Annotated in this window: 17 protein-coding genes; 12 read left to right on the forward strand and 5 right to left on the reverse strand. The window is 61.2% G+C overall.

Features of this window, described 5'->3' with window-relative positions; all coding sequences use genetic code 11:
* Nucleotides 1–31: 31 nt before the first annotated feature.
* Complete coding sequence (locus AB4136_RS05440) at nt 32–805, reverse strand: gamma-glutamyl-gamma-aminobutyrate hydrolase family protein (protein ID WP_024925682.1); 774 nt, start codon at nt 803–805, stop codon at nt 32–34.
* Nucleotides 806–1,083: 278 nt separating this feature from the next.
* Between AB4136_RS05440 and AB4136_RS05445 the strand changes: the two genes are divergently transcribed.
* Nucleotides 1,084–2,193 carry a TRAP transporter substrate-binding protein gene (locus AB4136_RS05445; protein ID WP_137901240.1) on the forward strand — a complete coding sequence of 370 codons (1,110 nt, stop codon included), beginning with the start codon at nt 1,084–1,086 and terminating at the stop codon, nt 2,191–2,193.
* A 75-nt stretch (nt 2,194–2,268) separates the two neighbouring features.
* Here AB4136_RS05445 and AB4136_RS05450 read toward each other — a convergent pair whose 3' ends face one another.
* From AB4136_RS05450 to AB4136_RS05460, 3 genes are all read right to left on the reverse strand, one after another.
* Nucleotides 2,269–4,065 carry a TRAP transporter large permease gene (locus tag AB4136_RS05450; RefSeq protein ID WP_171020994.1) on the reverse strand — a complete coding sequence of 599 codons (1,797 nt, stop codon included), beginning with the start codon at nt 4,063–4,065 and terminating at the stop codon, nt 2,269–2,271.
* Complete coding sequence (locus tag AB4136_RS05455) at nt 4,062–4,646, reverse strand: TRAP transporter small permease subunit (RefSeq protein WP_137901239.1); 585 nt, start codon at nt 4,644–4,646, stop codon at nt 4,062–4,064. Before AB4136_RS05455 ends, AB4136_RS05450 begins: the two co-directional genes overlap by 4 nt.
* Before the next feature lie 188 nt (nt 4,647–4,834).
* The gene (locus AB4136_RS05460; RefSeq protein WP_137901238.1) at nt 4,835–5,740 is read right to left on the reverse strand and encodes a branched-chain amino acid ABC transporter permease; all 906 of its coding nucleotides are present in this window, start codon (nt 5,738–5,740) and stop codon (nt 4,835–4,837) included.
* 97 nt (nt 5,741–5,837) lie between these two features.
* On the opposite strand from AB4136_RS05460, the gene AB4136_RS05465 reads away from it, so the two are divergent.
* Together AB4136_RS05465 and AB4136_RS05470 are read left to right on the forward strand one after the other, a co-directional pair.
* On the forward strand, nt 5,838–6,446 hold the full coding sequence (locus AB4136_RS05465) for a CGNR zinc finger domain-containing protein (protein ID WP_137901237.1): 609 nt from the start codon (nt 5,838–5,840) through the stop codon (nt 6,444–6,446).
* A 10-nt stretch (nt 6,447–6,456) separates the two neighbouring features.
* Complete coding sequence (locus AB4136_RS05470) at nt 6,457–6,987, forward strand: hypothetical protein (RefSeq protein ID WP_024925676.1); 531 nt, start codon at nt 6,457–6,459, stop codon at nt 6,985–6,987.
* A gap of 8 nt (nt 6,988–6,995) precedes the next feature.
* Here AB4136_RS05470 and AB4136_RS05475 read toward each other — a convergent pair whose 3' ends face one another.
* Nucleotides 6,996–7,673 carry a GntR family transcriptional regulator gene (locus AB4136_RS05475; protein ID WP_024925675.1) on the reverse strand — a complete coding sequence of 226 codons (678 nt, stop codon included), beginning with the start codon at nt 7,671–7,673 and terminating at the stop codon, nt 6,996–6,998.
* A gap of 112 nt (nt 7,674–7,785) precedes the next feature.
* Here AB4136_RS05475 and AB4136_RS05480 point away from each other — a divergent pair, with 112 nt between their 5' ends.
* The 9 genes from AB4136_RS05480 to AB4136_RS05520 all read left to right on the forward strand — a co-directional run bounded on the left by AB4136_RS05480 (nt 7,786) and on the right by AB4136_RS05520 (nt 19,823).
* Entirely contained in the window at nt 7,786–8,973 is a 1,188-nt protein-coding gene (locus AB4136_RS05480; RefSeq protein WP_244431131.1) for an NAD(P)/FAD-dependent oxidoreductase, read from the forward strand.
* A 163-nt stretch (nt 8,974–9,136) separates the two neighbouring features.
* On the forward strand, nt 9,137–12,616 hold the full coding sequence (locus AB4136_RS05485; protein WP_024925673.1) for an indolepyruvate ferredoxin oxidoreductase family protein: 3,480 nt from the start codon (nt 9,137–9,139) through the stop codon (nt 12,614–12,616).
* 145 nt (nt 12,617–12,761) lie between these two features.
* Nucleotides 12,762–15,074 carry a putative bifunctional diguanylate cyclase/phosphodiesterase gene (locus AB4136_RS05490; protein WP_024925672.1) on the forward strand — a complete coding sequence of 771 codons (2,313 nt, stop codon included), beginning with the start codon at nt 12,762–12,764 and terminating at the stop codon, nt 15,072–15,074.
* 183 nt (nt 15,075–15,257) lie between these two features.
* Nucleotides 15,258–16,031 (forward strand): N-acyl amino acid synthase FeeM domain-containing protein, encoded by a 774-nt coding sequence (locus AB4136_RS05495; RefSeq protein ID WP_024925671.1) that lies wholly within the window; start codon nt 15,258–15,260, stop codon nt 16,029–16,031.
* Nucleotides 16,032–16,109: 78 nt separating this feature from the next.
* Nucleotides 16,110–16,259: a DUF3096 domain-containing protein gene (locus AB4136_RS05500; protein WP_065996723.1), complete on the forward strand. Its 150-nt coding sequence runs from the start codon at nt 16,110–16,112 to the stop codon at nt 16,257–16,259.
* A 180-nt stretch (nt 16,260–16,439) separates the two neighbouring features.
* Nucleotides 16,440–16,664 carry an aa3-type cytochrome c oxidase subunit IV gene (locus AB4136_RS05505; protein ID WP_024925670.1) on the forward strand — a complete coding sequence of 75 codons (225 nt, stop codon included), beginning with the start codon at nt 16,440–16,442 and terminating at the stop codon, nt 16,662–16,664.
* Between the two features lie 84 nt (nt 16,665–16,748).
* Nucleotides 16,749–18,002, forward strand: a complete 1,254-nt coding sequence (locus AB4136_RS05510) for a Re/Si-specific NAD(P)(+) transhydrogenase subunit alpha (protein ID WP_024925669.1) — start codon at nt 16,749–16,751, stop codon at nt 18,000–18,002.
* Nucleotides 18,002–18,424 (forward strand): NAD(P) transhydrogenase subunit alpha, encoded by a 423-nt coding sequence (locus tag AB4136_RS05515; protein WP_036254443.1) that lies wholly within the window; start codon nt 18,002–18,004, stop codon nt 18,422–18,424. The genes AB4136_RS05510 and AB4136_RS05515 overlap by 1 nt, the downstream gene beginning before the upstream one ends.
* A 1-nt stretch (nt 18,425) precedes the next feature.
* On the forward strand, nt 18,426–19,823 hold the full coding sequence (locus AB4136_RS05520) for an NAD(P)(+) transhydrogenase (Re/Si-specific) subunit beta (RefSeq protein WP_024925667.1): 1,398 nt from the start codon (nt 18,426–18,428) through the stop codon (nt 19,821–19,823).
* Nucleotides 19,824–19,846: the final 23 nt, after the last annotated feature.

Genomic DNA, 19,846 nt, shown 5'->3' on the forward strand with positions numbered 1-19,846 from the left:
GTTCAGAAGAAATCGAGTTTCGGTAACCTGATTATTCGGCTGCAGCGCGCGATGCCGCCCTGGCGGCCGAATGCGCCCGCACGGCATCGCCGAAGGCCTTGAAGATGCGCTGCGAAACGCTGTCGGTCTGGACCCAATATTCCGGATGCCATTGTACGCCGACGGCGAAGGCGCGCGAATCGCGCACTGAAACCGCCTCGACCGTGCCGTCGGTGGCGACAGCCTCGAGCTGAAGCTTCGGCCCCAGTCTCTCCACTGCCTGCCGGTGCACGGAGTTGACCATCAGGTCGCCGGCACCGAACACGCCCGCCAAGCACGAACCCGGCTTGATGCTGACGGTCTGGCGGATGGCGAAGCGTTCGTCCTGGTTGTCGGAAACAGGCGCCCGATGATCGAGTACGCCCTCGCGTTCCTGGATCTCCGTGGCGAGCGTACCACCCAGCGCGACATTCATCTCCTGGATGCCGCGGCAGATCGCCAGCAGCGGCACGCCGCGCTCGATCGCCTTGCGGATCAAGGGCAGGGTGGTTGCGTCGCGATCGGTATCGTAGGGGCCGTTGGCTTCGCTGGCGTCGCCGCCATAGAGCGACGGATGCACATTCGACTTCGAGCCGGTCATCATGACGCCGTCGACCGAGGACAAGAGTTCATCGAGGTCGAGCCGATCGCCGAAGGACGGCACCAGGACAGGAAAGACGCCCGCGCCGGCAATGGCGGCTTCCAGATATTGCCTGGGAGCGGCGTGCCAGGTGTAGTTGTCGAACTGGCGGACATCGGTCGAGACGGCGACGAGCGGCTGGTGCATTTTGGGATCGTGTTCCATTGGGTCCAAAGCTGGAATGCCCATAAAATAGGCGATACCGGCGCGGTTTTCCACGACAAGTTTGCGGCTTTGCCAAGGCAAGTGAGCCGGATTGCACTGTGACGTTAGACTATAGTTGCAGAGCCGGGAAAGCTGGCCTTCTGGCGGTCCGGCCTCGCTGGACTCGGGTTTTACGGCGTGTATTGTTTCGCGCCATTACCAGTACTTAGTACATTTCTCGAAACGCACTTTCAGCAATTGATCCACAAGGGAGGAACTTCATGGATCGTCGTTCGTTCATCCGCAAGGCTGGCGCAGCCGGGGCGGGAGCGGCAGCCGTCGCCACGACGCTTGCCACACCAGCCATCGCCCAGTCCAATCCGAAGATAACCTGGCGTCTGACCTCGTCGTTCCCGAAGTCGCTGGACACGATCTATGGCGGTGCCGAAGTCTTTGCAAAGATGCTTTCGGAAGCCACGGACGGCAACTTCACCATACAGGTGTTTGCGTCGGGCGAACTCGTTCCCGGTCTGCAGGCGGCGGACGCAACGGCGGCGGGGACCGTCGAAGCCAGTCACACCGTAGCGTATTATTACTGGGGCAAGAATCCGACCTGGGCGCTCGGCGCGGCGGTGCCGTTCTCGCTCAACGCACGTGGCATGAACGCCTGGCACTATCATGGCGGCGGCATCGGCCTGTTCAATGAATTCCTCGGCAAGCAAGGGCTTTACGGCCTGCCCGGCGGCAATACTGGTGTGCAGATGGGCGGCTGGTTCCGCAAGGAAATCAACACCGTCGCCGATCTCAAGGGCCTCAAGATGCGCATCGGAGGTTTCGCCGGCAAGGTGATCGAGAAGCTTGGCGTGGTGCCGCAGCAGATCGCCGGCGGCGACATCTATCCGGCGCTGGAAAAGGGCACGATCGATGCGGCCGAGTGGGTCGGCCCCTATGACGACGAGAAGCTCGGGTTCCAGAAAGTCGCGCCGTATTATTATTATCCCGGTTGGTGGGAAGGCGGCCCGACCGTGCATCTGTTGTTCAACAAGGCGAAGTTCGAGGAACTGCCGGCAAATTACAAGTCGCTGGTGCACACGGCGGCCCAGGCGGCCGATGCCAACATGGTCCAGAAATACGACTACGTGAATCCGAAGGCTGTGAAGTCGCTGGTGGCTGCAGGCGCCAAGCTGCGTCCGTTCAGCCAGGAAATCATGCTGGCCTGCTTCGACAAGGCCAATGAGGTTTATGCCGAGATGGAAGCCGGCAACGCCGACTTCAAGAAGATCTGGGAATCGATCAAGGCCTTCCGCAAGGAACACTATCTCTGGGCGCAGGTGGCCGAATACAATTACGACACCTTCATGATGCTGCAGCAGCGCGGCAGCAAGCTCTGACATCTGTTGCGTAAGATGACGAAAAACCCGGGACTTGCTCCCGGGTTTTTCATTGGGTCCGGCTAAGACCACGGCTCAGTTGAAGCTAGGCGGTTTCGAAAGATCCGTTGCCGGCGATGCGGGTGGGGTGGGTTGCGCCGGTTGATCTCCGCCGAAGTTCGGTGGTTGCGAGAGATCGGTTCCGAGGGCGGGCGGTTGCGCTGGCGCGGTGCCGTCGGCGCCTGGTGGTGACCCCAGCGGCGGCAGGCCCATGCCCGGCAATTCCGGCACTTTGATCTCGATCGTGCTCGGATCGACGGTGGGGCCCTTGTAGTGCATGACCATCTGCGGGAAGGCGATGGTCAGGCCGATCATCACCACCTGGATGCAGACGAAAGGCACCGCGCCCCAATAGATCTGGCCGGTCGTGACCGGCGCGATCTGCTTGCCGGTGATGCGGTCGAGATAGGGCACGCGTGCCGCCACGGATCGCAGATAGAACAGCGCAAAACCGAAGGGGGGGTGCATGAAGGACGTCTGCATGTTGACGCCCAAAAGCACGCCGAACCAGATCAGATCGATGCCGAGCTTGTCGGCTGCCGGCGCCAGCAACGGCACGATGATGAAGGCCAGCTCGAAGAAGTCGAGGAAGAAGGCCAGGACGAAGACGAGGATGTTGACCGCGATGAGGAAGCCGAGTTCGCCGCCCGGCAGCGAGACCAGCAGGTGCTCGACCCACAAATGGCCGTTGACGCCATAGAAGGTGAGCGAGAAGACGCGTGCGCCGATCAGGATGAAGAGGACGAACGACGACAATCTGGTGGTCGAGGCGAGTGCCTGTTTGATGACGTCCATCGACAGCCGCCCTTTCAGGCCGGCCATCACCAGTGCACCAACCGCGCCCATGGCACCGCCTTCCGTCGGCGTGGCGATGCCGAGGAAAATGGTGCCGAGCACCAGGAAGATGAGCGCCAGCGGTGGGATCAGCACGATGATCACCTGCTGGGCCAGCCGCGACATCAGGTTGAAGTTGAGGGCGCGGTCGGCGAGCGCGAAGATGTAGATGACGATGACGCCGACGGTGGCGCCGAGGATGTCGGCATTGGCGCCTTGCGTGGGCGACAGATAGACATGCGCCGCATAGGCGATGACCGCGGTTACCAGCAACACGACGATCAACGAGGTCACGCCATGCCCCAGCGTGCGCGCCTCGAGCGGCAGGGCCGGCATCGAGTTGCGCTTCCAGAACGACATGATCAGGATATAGCTCATGTAGAGGCCGGTCAGCACCAGGCCGGGGATGAGCGCGCCCTTGTACATGTCGCCGACGGAGCGGCCGAGCTGGTCGGCCAGAACGATCAACACCAGCGATGGTGGAATGATCTGCGCCAGCGTTCCGGATGCGGCGATGACACCGGAAGCGACGCGCCGGTCGTAGCCGTAGCGCAGCATGATCGGCAACGAGATCAGGCCCATGGCGATGACCGAGGCTGCAACCACGCCGGTGGTTGCCGCAAGCAGCGCGCCGACGAAGATCACCGCATAGGCGAGGCCGCCGCGGATGGGACCGAACAGCTGGCCGACGGTATCGAGCAGGTCTTCGGCCATGCCGGAGCGTTCGAGCACGATGCCCATGAAGGTGAAGAACGGGATGGCAAGCAGCACGTCGTTCGACATCACCCGGTTGCCGTAGAAATTCTCCGGCAAGGCCCATAGCAATGGCCAGGACAGGTTGATCGACCCGCCGGAGAATGGCGCCAGTTCGACGCCGATGGCGAAGAAGGCGAGGCCGGTCGCTGCCAGCGAGAAGGCAACGGGGTACCCAACGAGCAGGAAGACGACCAGCGAAGCGAACATGATCGGCGCCATGTTCTGCGCGATGAATTCGATCACGAACGTACCTCGTCGGCCAGCGCCTTGCCTTCGAGTTCAGCCTGCTCGTGTACCGAAACAAAGGGGTTCGGATCGTCCATCTCGCCACGCATGATGGCGACCTTCTTGATGATCTCGGAAACACCCTGCAGCGCCAGCAGGAAGAACCCAACCAGCAGGATCGCCTTGGCCGGCCAGATGATGAGGCCGCCGGCATTGGTCGACACCTCGCCGGACCGGAAGGAGTGGAGGGTGTAAGGCACGAACATGTAGACCATCAGCAGCACGAACGGCATCAGGAAGAACAGATGGCCGATCAGGTCGATCCAATGCTGCACGCGGCGTGACCACATGCCGTAGACGATGTCGATGCGGATATGTTCGTTCTGCTTTAGCGTGTAGGCGGCAGCCAGCATGAAGGCGGCACCGAACAGATACCACTGCAGCTCCAGCCAGGCGTTCGACGAGATGTTGAATACCTTTCGGATGATGGCGTTGCCGGCGCTCACCAGGATCGACACCAGGATCAGCCAGGACACCCATTTTCCGATGATTTCGTTGAGACGATCAACGCCCCGGGACAGAGCCAGAAGCCCTTCCATGAAATTCCCTCCCTCTTTTGCAGGACGCGCCGCTCCCCTTCGTCGCGCAACACCCGCTTGGACCAACGGTATGCCGCGTCTGGTCGGCGGGTCAACACGAGGTCAGGCAGCTGCAACAGTGGGAGCGCGGCTCGCTCCAGCTTTCCCAAGGGTGCTGAGGACGCTCATGCAACGAAAGTTTAATGCAATCAGGCGGTTCGGTGGCTGTCGCGGCCGGCGCCGACCAGCACCAGGACGGCGACCAGGAACAGGAACATCCATGCGTCGCGCCATTCGATCGGGAAGTAGCCGGTCCAGAGCGACTCGGCCAAGCCGAAGGCTGCCGCGCCCAAGGCTGCGCGAGGCGGCGAGAGATAGCCGCCAACGGCCGTGACGAAGAGAACTTTCAGGCCGTAGATCATTCCCGCGCTGAAGCCGAGATTGCCATAATAGAGCGCCGCGAGCACGCCGGCGAGTGCGGCGCAGAGGCTGCCGCCAAGCACCGAAAGGCGAAAGACCCTGCGGACATTGGTTCCGCACATGGCCGCCGCGCGCGGATCGTCGGAAACGGCCCGCCACTGCCGGCCAAAGCGCGAGTAGGCGAGCGCGAACGTACCGATGAGGAGGACAAGGACAATCAGCGCGCAATTCAAGAGCTGAATGACAGTGAGCGTTGCTTTGAAACCATCCGCTTCGGCGAAGACGACGGGTTGGGCCAGCATCGGCTGCAACCAAAGGTCATGCGTGTTTGCGGCGATGCGGGAAAGCTCGGTCAAAACCAGGGCGACGCCGAGCGTGGCAGCGGCGATCGTGTTGGGGGAGCGGTTGGCAAGCGGTTCGAACAGCGAGCGCGCCAGCAAGCGGCTGGCCAGCGCGGCGTAGATGAACGTCACCACCGTGCCGAACAGGATGGTTGCCGGCAAGGTGAGCCACAGCACCTGGTAGCCGAAAACCGCGACAAGGATCATCGTTTGACCGCAGAAGGCGAACAAGGCGCCATAGGCGAGGTTGGTGCGATGCAGGATGCCGTTGGTCAAAGCATAGCCGAACGCCAGCAGGGCATAGAGCGCGCCCGAATGCAGCCCGTTCAGAATCTGCTGAATGAAATAAAGCATGCCACGCCCGTTCGGCCGCCGATGACGCGGCGCCCGAACAAGGCTGCACATATCGAATCTAACTTGTCAAATTGGTTTTACAGGTTAGATTTGAAGCATGACGGTTTCATGGATCCCTCATCGCTTCGCCGGTGGCATTCTGGCGCTCGACACAGCCAACACCGTTGTCCTGCGTGGTGACCCGGAGCGTGGTTTCGATCGTTTCGAGAATCCGGCCGAAATCGCTCGTTTCGCCGATGCGGCCAGCACCTTTCGTGCAGATGAACTGGGCGGGCGTCGATTGGAGGCAAGCGAACCGGGCCGGATCGCACCGGCGGTGCTGGACATTCGCGAGGCGACCGATCGCCTGTTTCGTGACGCGGTTCAGGAGGGCGCGGTCAACGCAGCCCATTTGCCAGCCTTTCTCAAGGCCTGTGCCAAGGGGCTTGCCGGCAGCGACGCCAGGATTGGCGGTCTTGAACAACCGTTCGGCAACCCGGCCACGCCGCTTGCCTTCGAGGCGGCGCTCGCCGTTTCGGCGCTGTCGTTGCTCAGCACGGAGACGGCCCGCCGTCTCAGGATATGCGCCAACTGCCACTGGCTGTTTGTCGACCGCAGCCGCAACTCCAGCCGGCTGTGGTGCGACATGGCGGTCTGCGGCAACCGGCGCAAGGCCAGCCGTCACTATCATCGTCGCAAGACGGCTCTGGGGGCAGATCATGTCTAGGAACGCGAAGATGGCCGGATGGTCCGGGCCGAAGCTGGGGGCGATGGGGCTGGCGCTGCTGTCCACGATTGCACTCGGCGCCTGCCGCCAATCCGAGGATGGCAAGTACTTCGAGGTTTCCGGACGCCTGTTTGAATTCAACTATCGGCTGGCGCGCGCAACCTATGTCGTCACGCTCAACCCGATGCGGCCCATGGAAGACGGACAGGTGGCGGTCGTGACCTTCGAGAACCCGGCTGGCGGGGCGCCGTTTGTCGTGGACCAGCCGATCTGGCCGAAAATGCAGCATGTGACGCTGACCAGCCCGGCGCTGACATGCGTGGTGAAGGATCGCCCCTATGCGGTTTCCATTCGCATCCAGGATGCGACGGGCAAACTGCTGCAGACGCTGCAGACGACGCTGATCTCCGACGAGGACCAGAGTGTGCTGCCTGACCGGCCGTTGGTTCTAGGTTCGGTCTATGAACTCAATCCGGAGCTGGCGGATCATCCGGATGGGCGATTGCCCGGCGAGCCGAAGCCCAACTGCCCCAAGGCTTGAAACCGGACCTAGCGTTCGCGCGACGCCATGTAGTTTAGCAGGGCCTTGCTGGCATCGCGGAAATGCCCGGTCAGATGGCCGACCGCGGCCACCCGGTCGCCTTGCATGCATGCGAGGAGCATGGCGCGATGTTCGTCCTGCGAGCGCTCACGGTAGTCGAGGTTGGACAGCACGATGCGCACATAGCGATCCGAGGCGGTGTGCTGCGCTTCGATCAAGTCGAGCAAGCGCCGGTTGCCGCAATCGCGATAGAGGGCCAGATGGAATTCGCGGTTGAGCTGTCCCCAACGGCCGACGTCGTTTTCGCGGTCGAGCTGCTCTAGCACTTCGGCGGCGAGGCGCAGGCTGTCGGGATTCTGCTTTTGTATCGAAAGCCTTAGCGCTTCGGCTTCGAGCAGCTCACGCAGCGCATAAAGCTCGCTAATGTCGGTGGCATTCATCGCCGCCACCACGGCACCGCGTGTCGGGTGGATGGCGACAAGACCTTCGGCTTCGAGATAGCGCAGAGCGTCGCGCACCGGCATTCGGCTGACGCCGAAATTCTTGGCCAGTTCGTCCTGCCTGAGCATGGCACCCGGCGCCAGCGTGCCGGTGGCGATCGCCTCCCGCAGGATCGCCGTTACGCCGTCGGCCGCCGTTTGCGGCCTGACGCTTCTGCCTTCCGCGATCTTGGCCAGCCTGTCCATGTGCCCATCCAGATTGTGAAACACGTCGTGCAGCAAAGCTCCTTGAACGTCAAATCGAATATGTATACTCGTATACGAGAATACAATAGGGGAGGGAAGAATGGAAAAACGAATGACGGAAGCGGTCGTCATCGGCGGCGGCATCGCGGGATGCACGCTGGCCTACGAACTGGCCTCGCGGGGTGTGGGGGTGACCGTGATCGAACAGAGCCTCATCGCGGCCGAATCGTCAGGGCGAAACACGGGGACACTGCTGTCCGGTCCTCAGCGCGCCGTGGTGGAGATGCTCGACAAAAGCGTCGAAGTGTATGGCGAACTTGCCGATGGTCCCGTTCCCTTCGAGTTCGCACGGATCGGCCACCTGCTCATTTCCGAGGACGACGCCAGTTTGGAGGAAGCAGCCACGGTCGCGGATCGTTATCGCGAAGCCGGCGTAGGCATGGAGAAAGTCAGCGGGGGCGAACTCGCGCGGGACCATCCGCGGCTCGGCTTCAACGTTGCCGGCGGCTACTTCGTCGAACGGGCATGGACGCTGGAACCGATGGGCGCCACCCACGCCTTTGCCCATGTCGCGCGTTTGGCAGGAGCCCATTTCAGAACCGGTCTCAGGGTCGCGCAGATCGCCTCGCGTGGCGGCAAGATCGCTGGTGTGCTGACGGATGACGGTATCATTGCCGCCGACATGGTGTTCATCGCCAACGGTCTGTGGATGTCGGACATGTTGCGCCGTACCGTGGGTGACGGGCCATTGCCCGGCTTGCCGTTCACTGCCGGGCGCGGTTGGCTGATCCAGCTGGGCAAGCTGGACTTCGAACTGCCTTGGATCGTCGAGGAATTGACCTGGCCCGACCAGGACGAACTCGGCCGCCGTATGTCCTTGGCGGGCCTCGCGGACGTCGCGGCCCAGAACGACGACAGGGCCGGGGTCGAGGCTATCTGCCTCAATCCGATGATGGGCGGCGATGCGCGCCTTGGTGCCTCCGTGCAGCCGGCTTTCCGCGATCTCTTGCGCAACACCGATATGCCGAGCCGCATCGCCGCGCGGGCGCTGCGCATGATTTCCGGGCTCGGTTCACCAGCCGTGAAGAACGTCTATCCCGGCAACCGGCCGATGCTGTCGGACGGCCTGCCGGTCGCCGGCCGGACAGCGGTCGAAGGCCTTTTCGTGCATGGCGGCATGGGTTCGATCGGCATGCACGCGGCGCCGGCGACGGCTCGCTGGCTGGTCGACGCGGTGCTGTCGGGAGACGGAAATCCGCTCCAGACATGGTTGCGGCCACAACGTTTCGCCGGATGGTAGACACTGAGGCCGCTCGACTACACAGATCAAAAAGCAGAGCCTGCGGCTGGAACGGCTCGCCACAAATCCAGCCGAATTGAATTGACGTTTGCGGATCGTGGCAGGAAGACTGCTTCCATTCCAGTCGCTGTAGCGAATCCCAACGGCTTCGCGCGGAGGTATCATGACGCTGCACGACGTTGCGCTCGACGACAAATTCGATCTCACCAAGGAACGGGTTTTCCTTTCCGGGGCGCAAGCCGTGGTGCGCATGCTCTTGATGCAGCGCGAGCGTGACCGTCAGGCTGGGCTTAAGACAGCTGGTTTTGTTTCCGGCTATCGCGGCTCGCCGCTCGGCGGGCTCGACCAGCAGCTGTGGCGGGCAAAAGCACAGCTTTCGGCCGCGGATGTCGTCTTCCAGCCTGGGCTCAATGAAGAGCTTGCCGCAACCGCGTGCTGGGGATCGCAGCAGGCCGAATTGCTGGGCGAAGGCAAGTATGATGGCGTCTTCTCAGTCTGGTATGGCAAGGGGCCGGGCGTCGACCGTTCGGGTGACGTTTTCCGCCACGCCAATCTTGCCGGCTCTTCCAGACATGGCGGTGTGCTTGCCCTGATGGGCGACGACCACAATGCGGAATCATCCACCAACGCGCATGCCACGGAATTCGCATTCGTCGACGCGATGATCCCGGTTCTCAATCCTGCAGGCGTGCAGGAGCTGATCGACTACAGCCTGCTCGGCTTTGCCATGTCGCGTTTCTCCGGAACCTGGACCGCGATCAAATGCGTGAAGGACAATATCGAATCGACCGCTTCGGTCGATGCCTCGCTTGGTCGTCTCAATATCGTTCTGCCCGATTTCGACATGCCTCCCGGCGGTCTCAACATCCGAAACGAGCTTGACCAGCTTGGGCAGGAAGCACGCCTGCACGAGGCCAAGCGTGCCGCCATGGCGGCTTTCATCCGCGAGAACGGATTGAACCGCATCGTCTATTCCGGCGGTCGCAAGGCAAAGCTTGGTATTGTCACCGTCGGCAAGAGCTATCTCGATGTACGCCAGGCGCTCGAGGATATCGGCATCGACGAGGCGACGGCCAATCGCCTCGGTATCCGCCTGTTCAAGGTCGGCTGTCCTTGGCCGCTCGATCTCCAGCACGTCGTGGAATTCGCGCGGGGGCTGGAGACAGTGGTGGTGGTGGAGGAGAAGCGCTCGCTGATCGAAGTTCAGCTGCGCGAAAATCTCTACGGCACGGCCAACCAACCCGTCATCGTGGGCAAGAAGGATGAGCGCGGCGACTGGCTGTTTCCGGCCAAGGGCGCGCTCGACCCGAACGAGATCGCGATCGCGCTTGGCGAACGGATCATCAAGACCATCGGCCCGTCGGACGAAATCACCCAGCGCGTCTCGAAGCTCAAGCAATTCCAGGCGATGCTGGCCGACACCAAGGACATTGGCTCGCGCACGCCTTTTTTCTGCTCAGGCTGCCCGCACAATTCCTCCACCAAGGTGCCGGATGGTTCCATCGCCGCGGCGGGGATCGGTTGCCATTTCATGGCATTGTGGATGGACCGCTCCACGGTCGGTTTCACCGCGATGGGCGGGGAGGGCGCTCAATGGGTAGGACAGGCACCGTTCTCCAAGCGCGACCATATTTTCCAGAATCTGGGCGACGGCACCTATAACCATTCCGGCACGCTGGCGCTGCGCTTCGCGCTGTCTTCGGGCTCCAACATCACCTACAAGATCCTCTACAACGATGCCGTGGCCATGACCGGCGGTCAACCGCATGAGGGTGGCCTGACCGTCGACATGATCGCCCGCCAGGTGCGTGCCGAAGGTGTCGACCGCATCGCCGTCGTCACCGACGAGCCGGAAAAATATGCCGGCAGGGCGGAGTTTCCCGTTGGTGTCACCATCAATCATCGTGACGACCTCGACCGCGTCCAGCGCGAGCTGCGGGAAGTCAAAGGCGTGTCGGTGTTGCTCTACGATCAAACCTGCGCGGCCGAGAAACGCCGGCGTCGCAAACGCGGCACCTTTCCCGATCCCGACAAGCGGGTCTTCATCAATGAACTGGTCTGCGAGGGATGCGGCGATTGCGGCGTGCAGTCCAATTGTGTTTCGATCCAGCCCGTCGAGACCGAATTTGGCCGCAAGCGCAGGATCGATCAGTCATCCTGCAATAAGGATTTTTCCTGCGTCAATGGTTTTTGCCCCTCCTTCGTGACGGTGCATGGCGCCAAGATCAGAAAGGCCGTCGGCGTTGCCGGCAAAGCGGATCCGCTGGCGGGCTTGCCAGAGCCGGAGCAGTTTCCGCTCAATAAGGACGGATGGGCGGCGATTATCGATGGGGTTGGTGGCACCGGAGTGGTCACCGTCGGCGCGATACTCGGTATGGCCGCGCACCTGGAGGGCAAGGGGTGCGGCATGATCGACATGGCCGGTCTCGCGCAGAAGGGCGGTTCGGTATTCACCCATGTCCGTGTTGCGCGATCGCCCGACGAGATCCACGCCATTCGCGTCTCGGCCGGCAAGGCCGACCTCGTGCTCGGCTGCGACCTCGTCGTTTCCGGCGCCAAGAAGGTGCTGGGGGCAGTGCGCGAGGGGCATACCATCTTTGTCGCCAATACCGCGGAGATCATGCCCGGTGAATTCGCGCGGTCGGCGGATTTTTCATTGCCGACTGAGCGCTTGAAGAAAGCAATCCGCCAAGCCGCAGGTGACGGCCATGCACATTTCTTCGACGCCACCCGCGCAGCCACCGCGCTGTTCGGCAATTCGTTAGGCGCCAACATGTTCATGCTGGGTTTTGCGTTCCAGCATGGTGGCTTGCCGCTGTCGGCGGAAGCCGTTGAGAAGGCGATCGAACTGAACGGCGAAGCAGTGGCGATGAATATTGCCGCCTTCCGTTGGGGACGCCGCGCGGCGCACGAACCGGAATTCGTGCGCGGTCAGGTAGACCGCCAGGCCAAGGGTGGCCAGCCGACTGAAAAAGCCGAGACGCTCGACGAAGTCATCGCGCGGCGTGTCGCGTTCCTCACGGCCTATCAGAACGCGGCCTATGCCGAGCGGTACTCCAGGCGCATCGCCGCGCTGCGCACCGCCGAGGAGAAAGCAATCCCGGGCTCAAAGACCGTCACCGAGATGGCGGCGCGGAACCTGTTCAAGCTGATGGCGATCAAGGACGAATACGAGGTTGCGCGCCTTTATACGGACGGTTCCTTCACACGGGCGCTCGCGCAGCAGTTCGAGAGCTACGGCAAGCTCGAATTCCATCTCGCGCCGCCGATCCTCGGCAGCCGCGATGCCGACGGCAAGGCGCGCAAGTCGAGTTTTGGCCCGTGGATGATGAAAGGCTTTGGTGTGCTTGCAGCACTCAAGGGGCTGCGTGGCACGATTTTTGACATCTTTGGCTATGCGACCGAGCGCCGACAGGAGCGGCAACTGCTTGCCGAATATGAACGCGATCTCGATCTGATTGCCCGCTCGCTGACCCCGGCTCGCATCGAAGCCGCCGCGGCCCTTGCCTCAGTGCCGGCGATGGTGCGCGGTTATGGCCACGTCAAGCATGCGGCGATGGAGAAAGCTGCGGGCGAGCGATTGCGGCTTCTGGAGCGATTGGAGGGCGCTCAGACAGGCGCACAATTGCAAGCCGCCGAGTGAAGTCTATAATCCTTGTGGCCGCGTGTTCGGCATCTGTCGTGTGCGCAGCTGTGATGCAGTAGGGAAACGTCTCTAATTTTAGTCTTTCTAAGCCTTTCTTAAGGCGGCTGTGTCAGGAGTTAGGTCCCGAGCACGGGAACCAGACGTGACAATCACGCGAACGAAAGAACTGCCAGACGACGTCTACGTCCCCTTCGTGGAAACCCTTTTTCGCGACGGGTTCACGTTGGCCATCGGCATTTCCGCGCAATCCGTGCTGATTTCGCTGGTTTGGGCGAAAACCGGCAACATAGCTTATTTCGCGGTGGTGCTTTGTCTTTTGGCTGTCGGCTTCGTGCGCGTGGTCAACATGCGCAACTATTCGGCCTTGCCCGTAGCTAAAACGCGTGAAGAAGCACGGCAGCGAGAAAACAGGTACATCACCTACGGTGCCTTGCATGGAGCCACGCTCGGTCTCTTCAGTCTCGTAGCTATCTATACCGCTGAAGATAGTTTCTCCGAGACTGCGGCAGTCTGCATTTCACTGGCGACAGCGACCGGTATCGCAGGGCGCAACTACGGTTCGCCCCGGATGGTCATTATCCTGATCATCACGCTGACCTGCCCAATGTCCCTTGGCTTTCTTTTGCGGGGCGATTTCTACCACATCGCTTTGGGTCTGCTCTCTGCGCCGTTCTTGTTGGCGATTCATCGGTATGCGGACACTGTCCGTGACGTTCTCTTTACCGCGATCTCCGCTGAAAAACGGGCTAATCGGATTGCCGGCCGCTTCAACCGCGCTCTAAACACGATGTCGCACGGCCTGGTCATGCTCGATCCTGACGGCAAGGTGATTGTCGCCAACGCCGAAGCCGCGCACCTGATGTCACTCAACTCGGCAGATCAGCTGCTCGGCAGGTCGATCCATTCGCTGCTGATGCGCGGCGTTGCCGGTGGTCTGCTGGCAGCCAAGGACTGCCGTTATGTCGAGGCGCAATTGACACGCGCCCTGCGCGAAGGTCGGGACCGCAAGGTGCTGGTGTCGTTGACCAATGGCCAGCACTACGAATTTTCGGCACGCGAAGGCTCCCAGGAACTTGGTGTCATCACCTTCGAGGATGTCACTCAACGTGTGTCGGCCGAGGAACGTATCCGTTTCATGGCACGCTACGACAGCCTCACCGGATTGATGAACCGCGCCTATTTTCACGAACTGGTCAGCGAGGCGATGTCGGGTGGCGACCGCAGCCGACTGTGTGGGCTGGTTGTCATCGATCTCGATGATTTCAAGAGCATCAACGACACGCTCGGTCACCCGGTTGGCGACGGGCTGATCTATGCGGCAGCGGAACGCTTGTCCGCCTTTGCGGCTCCCGGTGTCACGATCAGCCGCTTCGGTGGCGACGAGTTCATGTTGTTCTTCGACCGGGTCGAGGATGAAAGCTATCTGTCCGGTTTGATGGAGCACATCTTCTCGGGTCTTCAAGGTGAAGTGGATGTGGCTGGCCACGCGCTACGGATTCAGGCCAGCGCCGGCGCGGTGCTATCCAGGGTCGACAGCACGACTGTCGACGAGATGATCGTCAAGGCGGATCTCGCGCTCTACAAGGCCAAGGAACTCGGCAAGAATGGCTGGCGGCTCTTTGAAGCCTCCATGGATGCTGCCTTCCGCAATCGGCAATTGATGAAGGCCGATTTGCGTTCCGCGGTCGAGGCCAGCGCGCTGCGTATTGTCTACCAGCCCATCGTTGCCATGGAGACGATGCGCATCGTCAGCTGCGAGGCGCTCTGCCGATGGGATCATCCCGACCTCGGCCCGATCTCTCCGGCAATCTTCATTCCGCTCGCCGAGGAGATGGGGATCATCTCGCAGATCAGCGAATTGGTGCTGAAGGCGGCTTGCGCCGAATGCGCCAAATGGCCAGAGCAGATTTCGGTTTCGGTCAATCTTTCGGCGAAGGATTTTCGCGACAACGATGTCCTCGATAAGGTACGCAGAGCCCTTGCCGCCGCAAACCTGACGTCAAGTCGGCTGGAGATCGAGGTAACCGAAACGGCCCTTCTCGACGACAAGGCGCAAACGCGCGAGCTGATCGAAGAAATCAAGAAGCTGGGCGTGCGCATCGCCTTGGACGATTTTGGCACCGGTTACTCCAGCCTGAGCTATCTGCACAAACTGCCGCTGGACAAGGTCAAGATCGATCGCTCCTTCCTTATGGATGTGGCCCAAAGTCCGCGTTCGCTGGAATTGCTCAAGGGCATCGTCAACGTTTCGCGCTCACTTGGGCTTAGCGTTACGATCGAAGGGGTTGAGACCTTCGAGCAACTGAAAATCCTGTCTCAGCAGGTCGAACCTGACCTTGTACAAGGTTTTCTTTTTGGCTCTGCGCTCAGCGCTTCGGGGATCGAGACTATGTCGAGCACGATCTGGCCCTTTGTTGACGAGATGCAAACGGCCCCACGCGCTGTCAAACGCTAAGCCCCTTCAACGAGGGAGGGCGATTCCCGTTTGGCGCTACCGACAATGGAAGGGCTCTGATACATATTCGCCGGGGAGGGCGTTAACCTTAACAATCGGTAAATGAGATCGAGTGCTTTTTGACCTTTACATGCAGACGCCGTTGCATACCCTCCCCATCGCGGTGGAGTACGGGGTAAAGTGATGGGTACGCTGAGTGAACCGGGCAAGGATGCCGGGCTGGCACGAACTGTTGTGCCTGAAGGACCTAGTCTGAGCGACAAGGTCTTCGCGCTTCTCAACAAATCCGAGTACCGCCGTTGCGACAAGGGCGAAGACCTCGAAGACATCTATCGTCTGCGCTACAAGGCTTATCGCTCCAACGATATGATCCCCGACAACATCGCTCATATCATCAGTGATGATTTGGACGAGACCACGAATGTTTATCGCTTCGGAGTCTATGTCGAACAGCGCCTCGTAAGCACGATGCGCATCCATCACGTTACGCAGCAGACCCCGATATCTCCGTCGACAAAGGCCTTTGGCGATATTGTTTTCCCTATGCTTGAAGCCGGGGACACCTTCGTTTGCATGAGCAGATTTGCGTCGGACCCGGATTGGACGCGTGTTTATCCGCAGCTTGCTTACGTGACGCTGCGACTGGCGGGCATGGCCTGTTTCTACTTCGAGGCACCTTACGGTCTTTCGACCGTGCGCGAGGATCACGCGGGCTTCTATAAGCGCGTCTATTATTCGGAACAGATCAGCGAGCCGCGTTCCTACCCAGGTGTGTTCAACCGAGTTGTTCTGTTCCGCACGAATGCATATGCGAATCGCGACCGCTATTATGCGCGATTTCCGTTCTTTCGTTCGACCGCCGCTGAACGGCGCATGCTGTTCGAGAAGCAACGGCCCGGCGAACTGGCACCATTGACCATCTTGCCGACCGCAAAATATTTTCGCGACGCGGCCTGACGGAGCCGCCAAGACGGCGCCTTGACGCGATTCTAACGACGAAGCGGATTCTTCGTTGCCACTTGGGAGGAGCCGGGGATGACCATGTCCACCATCACCTTGACGCCGCTGATTTCGCTGATCGCCGGTGTGCTGATCCTGATCATGCCCAGGCTGTTGAACTATATCGTGGCGTTCTATCTGATCGTCGCCGGTCTGCTCGGTCTGTTCCCGCATCTGGCCGGCTGATAATCCGGACGATTGCCAGCGCTTTTGGACGACAATCGATCCGACCTTTGCGAGTTGATCGGAAGCTGGCTTTCAAGATTATCTTGACGCAGTTGGCGCTGGTTGTGCGGCAACTGCGCCATTGCCCTTGGCGGCGCTTTTCGCTATGTGCGCTTGAGATGTTTCCGGAGGGGAATTCTAATGGCCGATCACTCGCCGACTGGTCCTGTCGAACTGGGCGCCCAGATGGACTATGCCGAACATGAGCGCACCTATGCGGGATTTATCGCGCTCGCCAAATATGGCTCGCTTTTCTGCGTCGCGCTGCTGATCGCCATGGCCTTCGGTTTTTTTGCCGGCGGGTTCTTCTCAGGCTCGGTGCTGTTCGTGATCGTCCTGGCGATCGGCGGCTTTATTCTCCGATAATACCTTCCCATCCTGTGTGGGGCGGCACCGGCCGCTAGGCCGGCGCTCTGTAGGAAACTGAGTTCCAGCCGAAAGGATCATGCGGTGGGACAAGTCGTATTCATACCTCGCGAGATTGATGCGAACGAGGGGCGCGTTGCTGCGTCTCCCGATACGGTAAAACGCATAACCGGCCTGGGTTTTGATGTTGTCGTCGAAGCGGGAGCCGGAAACGCCTCGCGCATCCCAGACGCTGATTTCGCCAAGGCAGGTGCCACCATCGGCAAGGCCACCGACGTCGCCAAGGCTGACGTGGTTCTGAAGGTTCGTCGTCCAATCGAGGCCGAACTCAAGGCCTACAAAAAGGGCGCCACCGTCATCGCCATCATGGACCCCTACGGCAACGATGCCGGGGTCGCCGCCCTCGCTAAGGCTGGCGTGACATCCTTTGCCATGGAATTCATGCCGCGCATCACCCGTGCCCAGGTGATGGACGTGTTGTCGTCGCAGGCGAACCTTGCCGGCTACCAGGCGGTGATCGACGGTGCCGGCGAATATGACCGGGCACTGCCGATGATGATGACAGCCGCCGGAACAGTGCCGGCGGCAAAGGTGTTCATCATGGGGGTTGGCGTTGCCGGCCTCCAGGCCATCGCCACCGCGCGCCGCCTTGGTGCCGTCGTCACCGCCACCGATGTGCGGCCGGCAGTGAAGGAGCAGGTCCAGTCGCTTGGCGCGAAGTTCATCGCTGTCGAGGACGAAGAGTTCAAACAGGCCGAGACCGCTGGCGGCTACGCCAAGGAAATGTCGAAGGAATATCAGGCCAAGCAAGCGGCGCTGACAGCCGAGCATATCGCCAAGCAGGACATCGTCATCACCACGGCGCTGATCCCGGGCCGTCCGGCGCCGAAGCTGGTTTCGGCTGAAATGGTGGCGTCGATGCGACCTGGCTCGGTTCTGATCGATCTTGCGGTGGAGCGCGGCGGCAATGTCGCCGGTGCCGAGGCCGGCAAGATCGTCACCACCGGCAATGGGGTCAAGATCGTCGGCCATCTCAACGTGGCCGGTCGCGTCGCGGCGTCCGCTTCGTTGCTTTATGCCAAGAACCTGTTCGCCTTCCTCGAGACGCTGGTCGACAAGTCCTCGAAGCAGATCGCCATCAATCGCGAAGACGAACTGGTTAAGGCAACGCTGCTGACCGACGACGGCAAGGTTGTGCATCCGAACTTCGCCAAGGTTGACCAGAAGCCTCAAGTCGAACCAGCTGCCATCCCTGCCTCGACCATGGTCGCTGATGCATCGCCCAAACCTGCCGCGAAAAAGAAATCCGCCGCGGCTAAGTCGAAGGGGACCGCCTGATGGAAGCCTTGCAGAAAGCCCTCGATCAGCTTGACCAGGCTAGTGCCGCCGTTCGCCTGGCCCTCAAGGAGGCAGCCAACGCACCGGGTACCGCCGACGCGGTCGGCGGCGCCGCACATGCGCTGTCGGGCGGCGCGATCGATCCGTTCGTGTTCCGCTTTGCCATCTTCGTACTCGCCATCTTCGTTGGCTATTACGTTGTCTGGTCGGTGACGCCGGCGCTGCACACGCCGTTGATGGCGGTCACCAACGCGATTTCCTCGGTTATCGTGGTTGGCGCGCTTCTGGCCGTCGGTGTCTCCGCCGCGGGTGCCGCCACCGGCTTCGGCTTCATCGCCCTGGTGCTGGTCTCGGTCAACATCTTCGGCGGGTTCCTTGTCACCCAGCGCATGCTGGCGATGTACAAGAAGAAGGACAAGTGACGTGAACATCAATCTCGCCTCTTTCCTCTATCTGGTCTCCGGCATCCTGTTCATCCTGGCGCTGCGCGGCCTTTCGCACCCGACCACCAGCCGCAAGGGCAACCTCTACGGCATGATCGGCATGGCGATCGCCATTGTCACCACCTTGCTTTTGGCCAAGCCGTCCTTCGGCGGTTTCGCGCTCATCGTGCTCGGCCTCGCGATCGGCGGCAGCGTCGGCGCCTATACGGCGCGGCGGATTGCTATGACCTCGATGCCGCAGCTGGTCGCGGCCTTCCACTCGCTGGTGGGTATGGCTGCCGTGATGGTGGCTGCCGCCGCCATGTATGCGCCGGCCTCTTTCGGCATTGGCGAAGCTGGCGCGATCCACGCGCAGGCGCTGGTGGAAATGAGCCTCGGCGTCGCCATCGGCGCCATTACCTTCACCGGTTCGGTCATCGCCTTCCTGAAGCTCGACGGACGCATGTCGGGCAAGCCGATCATGCTGCCGTCGCGCCACCTGATCAACGCGGCACTTGGCATCGGCCTGGTCGTTTTGATCGTTCTGCTCGTCGCCACCCAGTCGACCACCATTTTCTGGCTGATCGTCATCGCTTCGCTGGCGTTGGGTGTACTGCTCATCATCCCGATCGGCGGCGCGGACATGCCTGTCGTGGTGTCGATGCTCAATTCCTATTCGGGCTGGGCGGCAGCCGCTCTCGGCTTCACGCTGGGCAATCTGGCGCTGATCATCACCGGTGCGCTGGTCGGTTCTTCCGGTGCGATCCTGTCCTACATCATGTGCAAGGGCATGAACCGCTCGTTCATCTCGGTCATTCTCGGCGGCTTTGGCGGCGAGACGGCCGCCGTTGCCGATGACGGCGTCCAGCGCACGGTCAAGACGGGTGCCGCCGACGATGCGGCGTACCTCATGATGAACGCCCAGAAAGTCATCATCGTGCCGGGCTACGGCATGGCGGTGGCGCAGGCCCAGCATGCGCTGCGCGAAATGGCCGACAAGTTGAAGGCCAACGGCGTCGAGGTGAAGTACGCCATTCACCCGGTCGCCGGACGTATGCCCGGGCACATGAACGTGCTGCTCGCTGAAGCAAATGTACCTTACGACGAGGTGTTCGAACTGGAGGATATCAACTCCGAGTTCGCGCAGGCCGACGTCGCCTATGTCATCGGTGCCAACGATGTCACCAACCCGTCGGCGCGTGACGACAAGAGCTCGCCGATCTACGGCATGCCGATCCTTGACGTCGACAAGGCCCGCACCTGCCTGTTCGTCAAACGCTCCTTGGGTTCCGGTTATGCAGGCATCGACAACACGCTGTTCTACAAGGACGGTACCATGATGCTGCTCGGCGACGCCAAGAAGATGACCGAGGAAATCGTCAAGGCAATGGACCATTGAGCATGGCCGCGCTCGCGGGCCAG

This window comes from Mesorhizobium sp. 2RAF21, from assembly GCF_052115345.1.
GTDB lineage: Bacteria > Pseudomonadota > Alphaproteobacteria > Rhizobiales > Rhizobiaceae > Mesorhizobium > Mesorhizobium terrae.

Excerpts from the sequence above, each read along its gene's own strand:
- AB4136_RS05440 (WP_024925682.1), bottom strand. The coding sequence starts at position 805 with ATGCACCAGCCGCTCGTCGCCGTCTCGACCGATGTCCGCCAGTTCGAC.
- AB4136_RS05445 (WP_137901240.1), top strand. The coding sequence starts at position 1,084 with ATGGATCGTCGTTCGTTCATCCGCAAGGCTGGCGCAGCCGGGGCGGGA.
- AB4136_RS05455 (WP_137901239.1), bottom strand. The coding sequence starts at position 4,646 with ATGGAAGGGCTTCTGGCTCTGTCCCGGGGCGTTGATCGTCTCAACGAA.
- AB4136_RS05460 (WP_137901238.1), bottom strand. The coding sequence starts at position 5,740 with ATGCTTTATTTCATTCAGCAGATTCTGAACGGGCTGCATTCGGGCGCG.
- AB4136_RS05465 (WP_137901237.1), top strand. The coding sequence starts at position 5,838 with ATGACGGTTTCATGGATCCCTCATCGCTTCGCCGGTGGCATTCTGGCG.
- AB4136_RS05470 (WP_024925676.1), top strand. The coding sequence starts at position 6,457 with ATGGCCGGATGGTCCGGGCCGAAGCTGGGGGCGATGGGGCTGGCGCTG.
- AB4136_RS05475 (WP_024925675.1), bottom strand. The coding sequence starts at position 7,673 with ATGGACAGGCTGGCCAAGATCGCGGAAGGCAGAAGCGTCAGGCCGCAA.
- AB4136_RS05480 (WP_244431131.1), top strand. The coding sequence starts at position 7,786 with ATGACGGAAGCGGTCGTCATCGGCGGCGGCATCGCGGGATGCACGCTG.
- AB4136_RS05485 (WP_024925673.1), top strand. The coding sequence starts at position 9,137 with ATGACGCTGCACGACGTTGCGCTCGACGACAAATTCGATCTCACCAAG.
- AB4136_RS05495 (WP_024925671.1), top strand. The coding sequence starts at position 15,258 with ATGGGTACGCTGAGTGAACCGGGCAAGGATGCCGGGCTGGCACGAACT.
- AB4136_RS05500 (WP_065996723.1), top strand. The coding sequence starts at position 16,110 with ATGACCATGTCCACCATCACCTTGACGCCGCTGATTTCGCTGATCGCC.
- AB4136_RS05505 (WP_024925670.1), top strand. The coding sequence starts at position 16,440 with ATGGCCGATCACTCGCCGACTGGTCCTGTCGAACTGGGCGCCCAGATG.
- AB4136_RS05515 (WP_036254443.1), top strand. The coding sequence starts at position 18,002 with ATGGAAGCCTTGCAGAAAGCCCTCGATCAGCTTGACCAGGCTAGTGCC.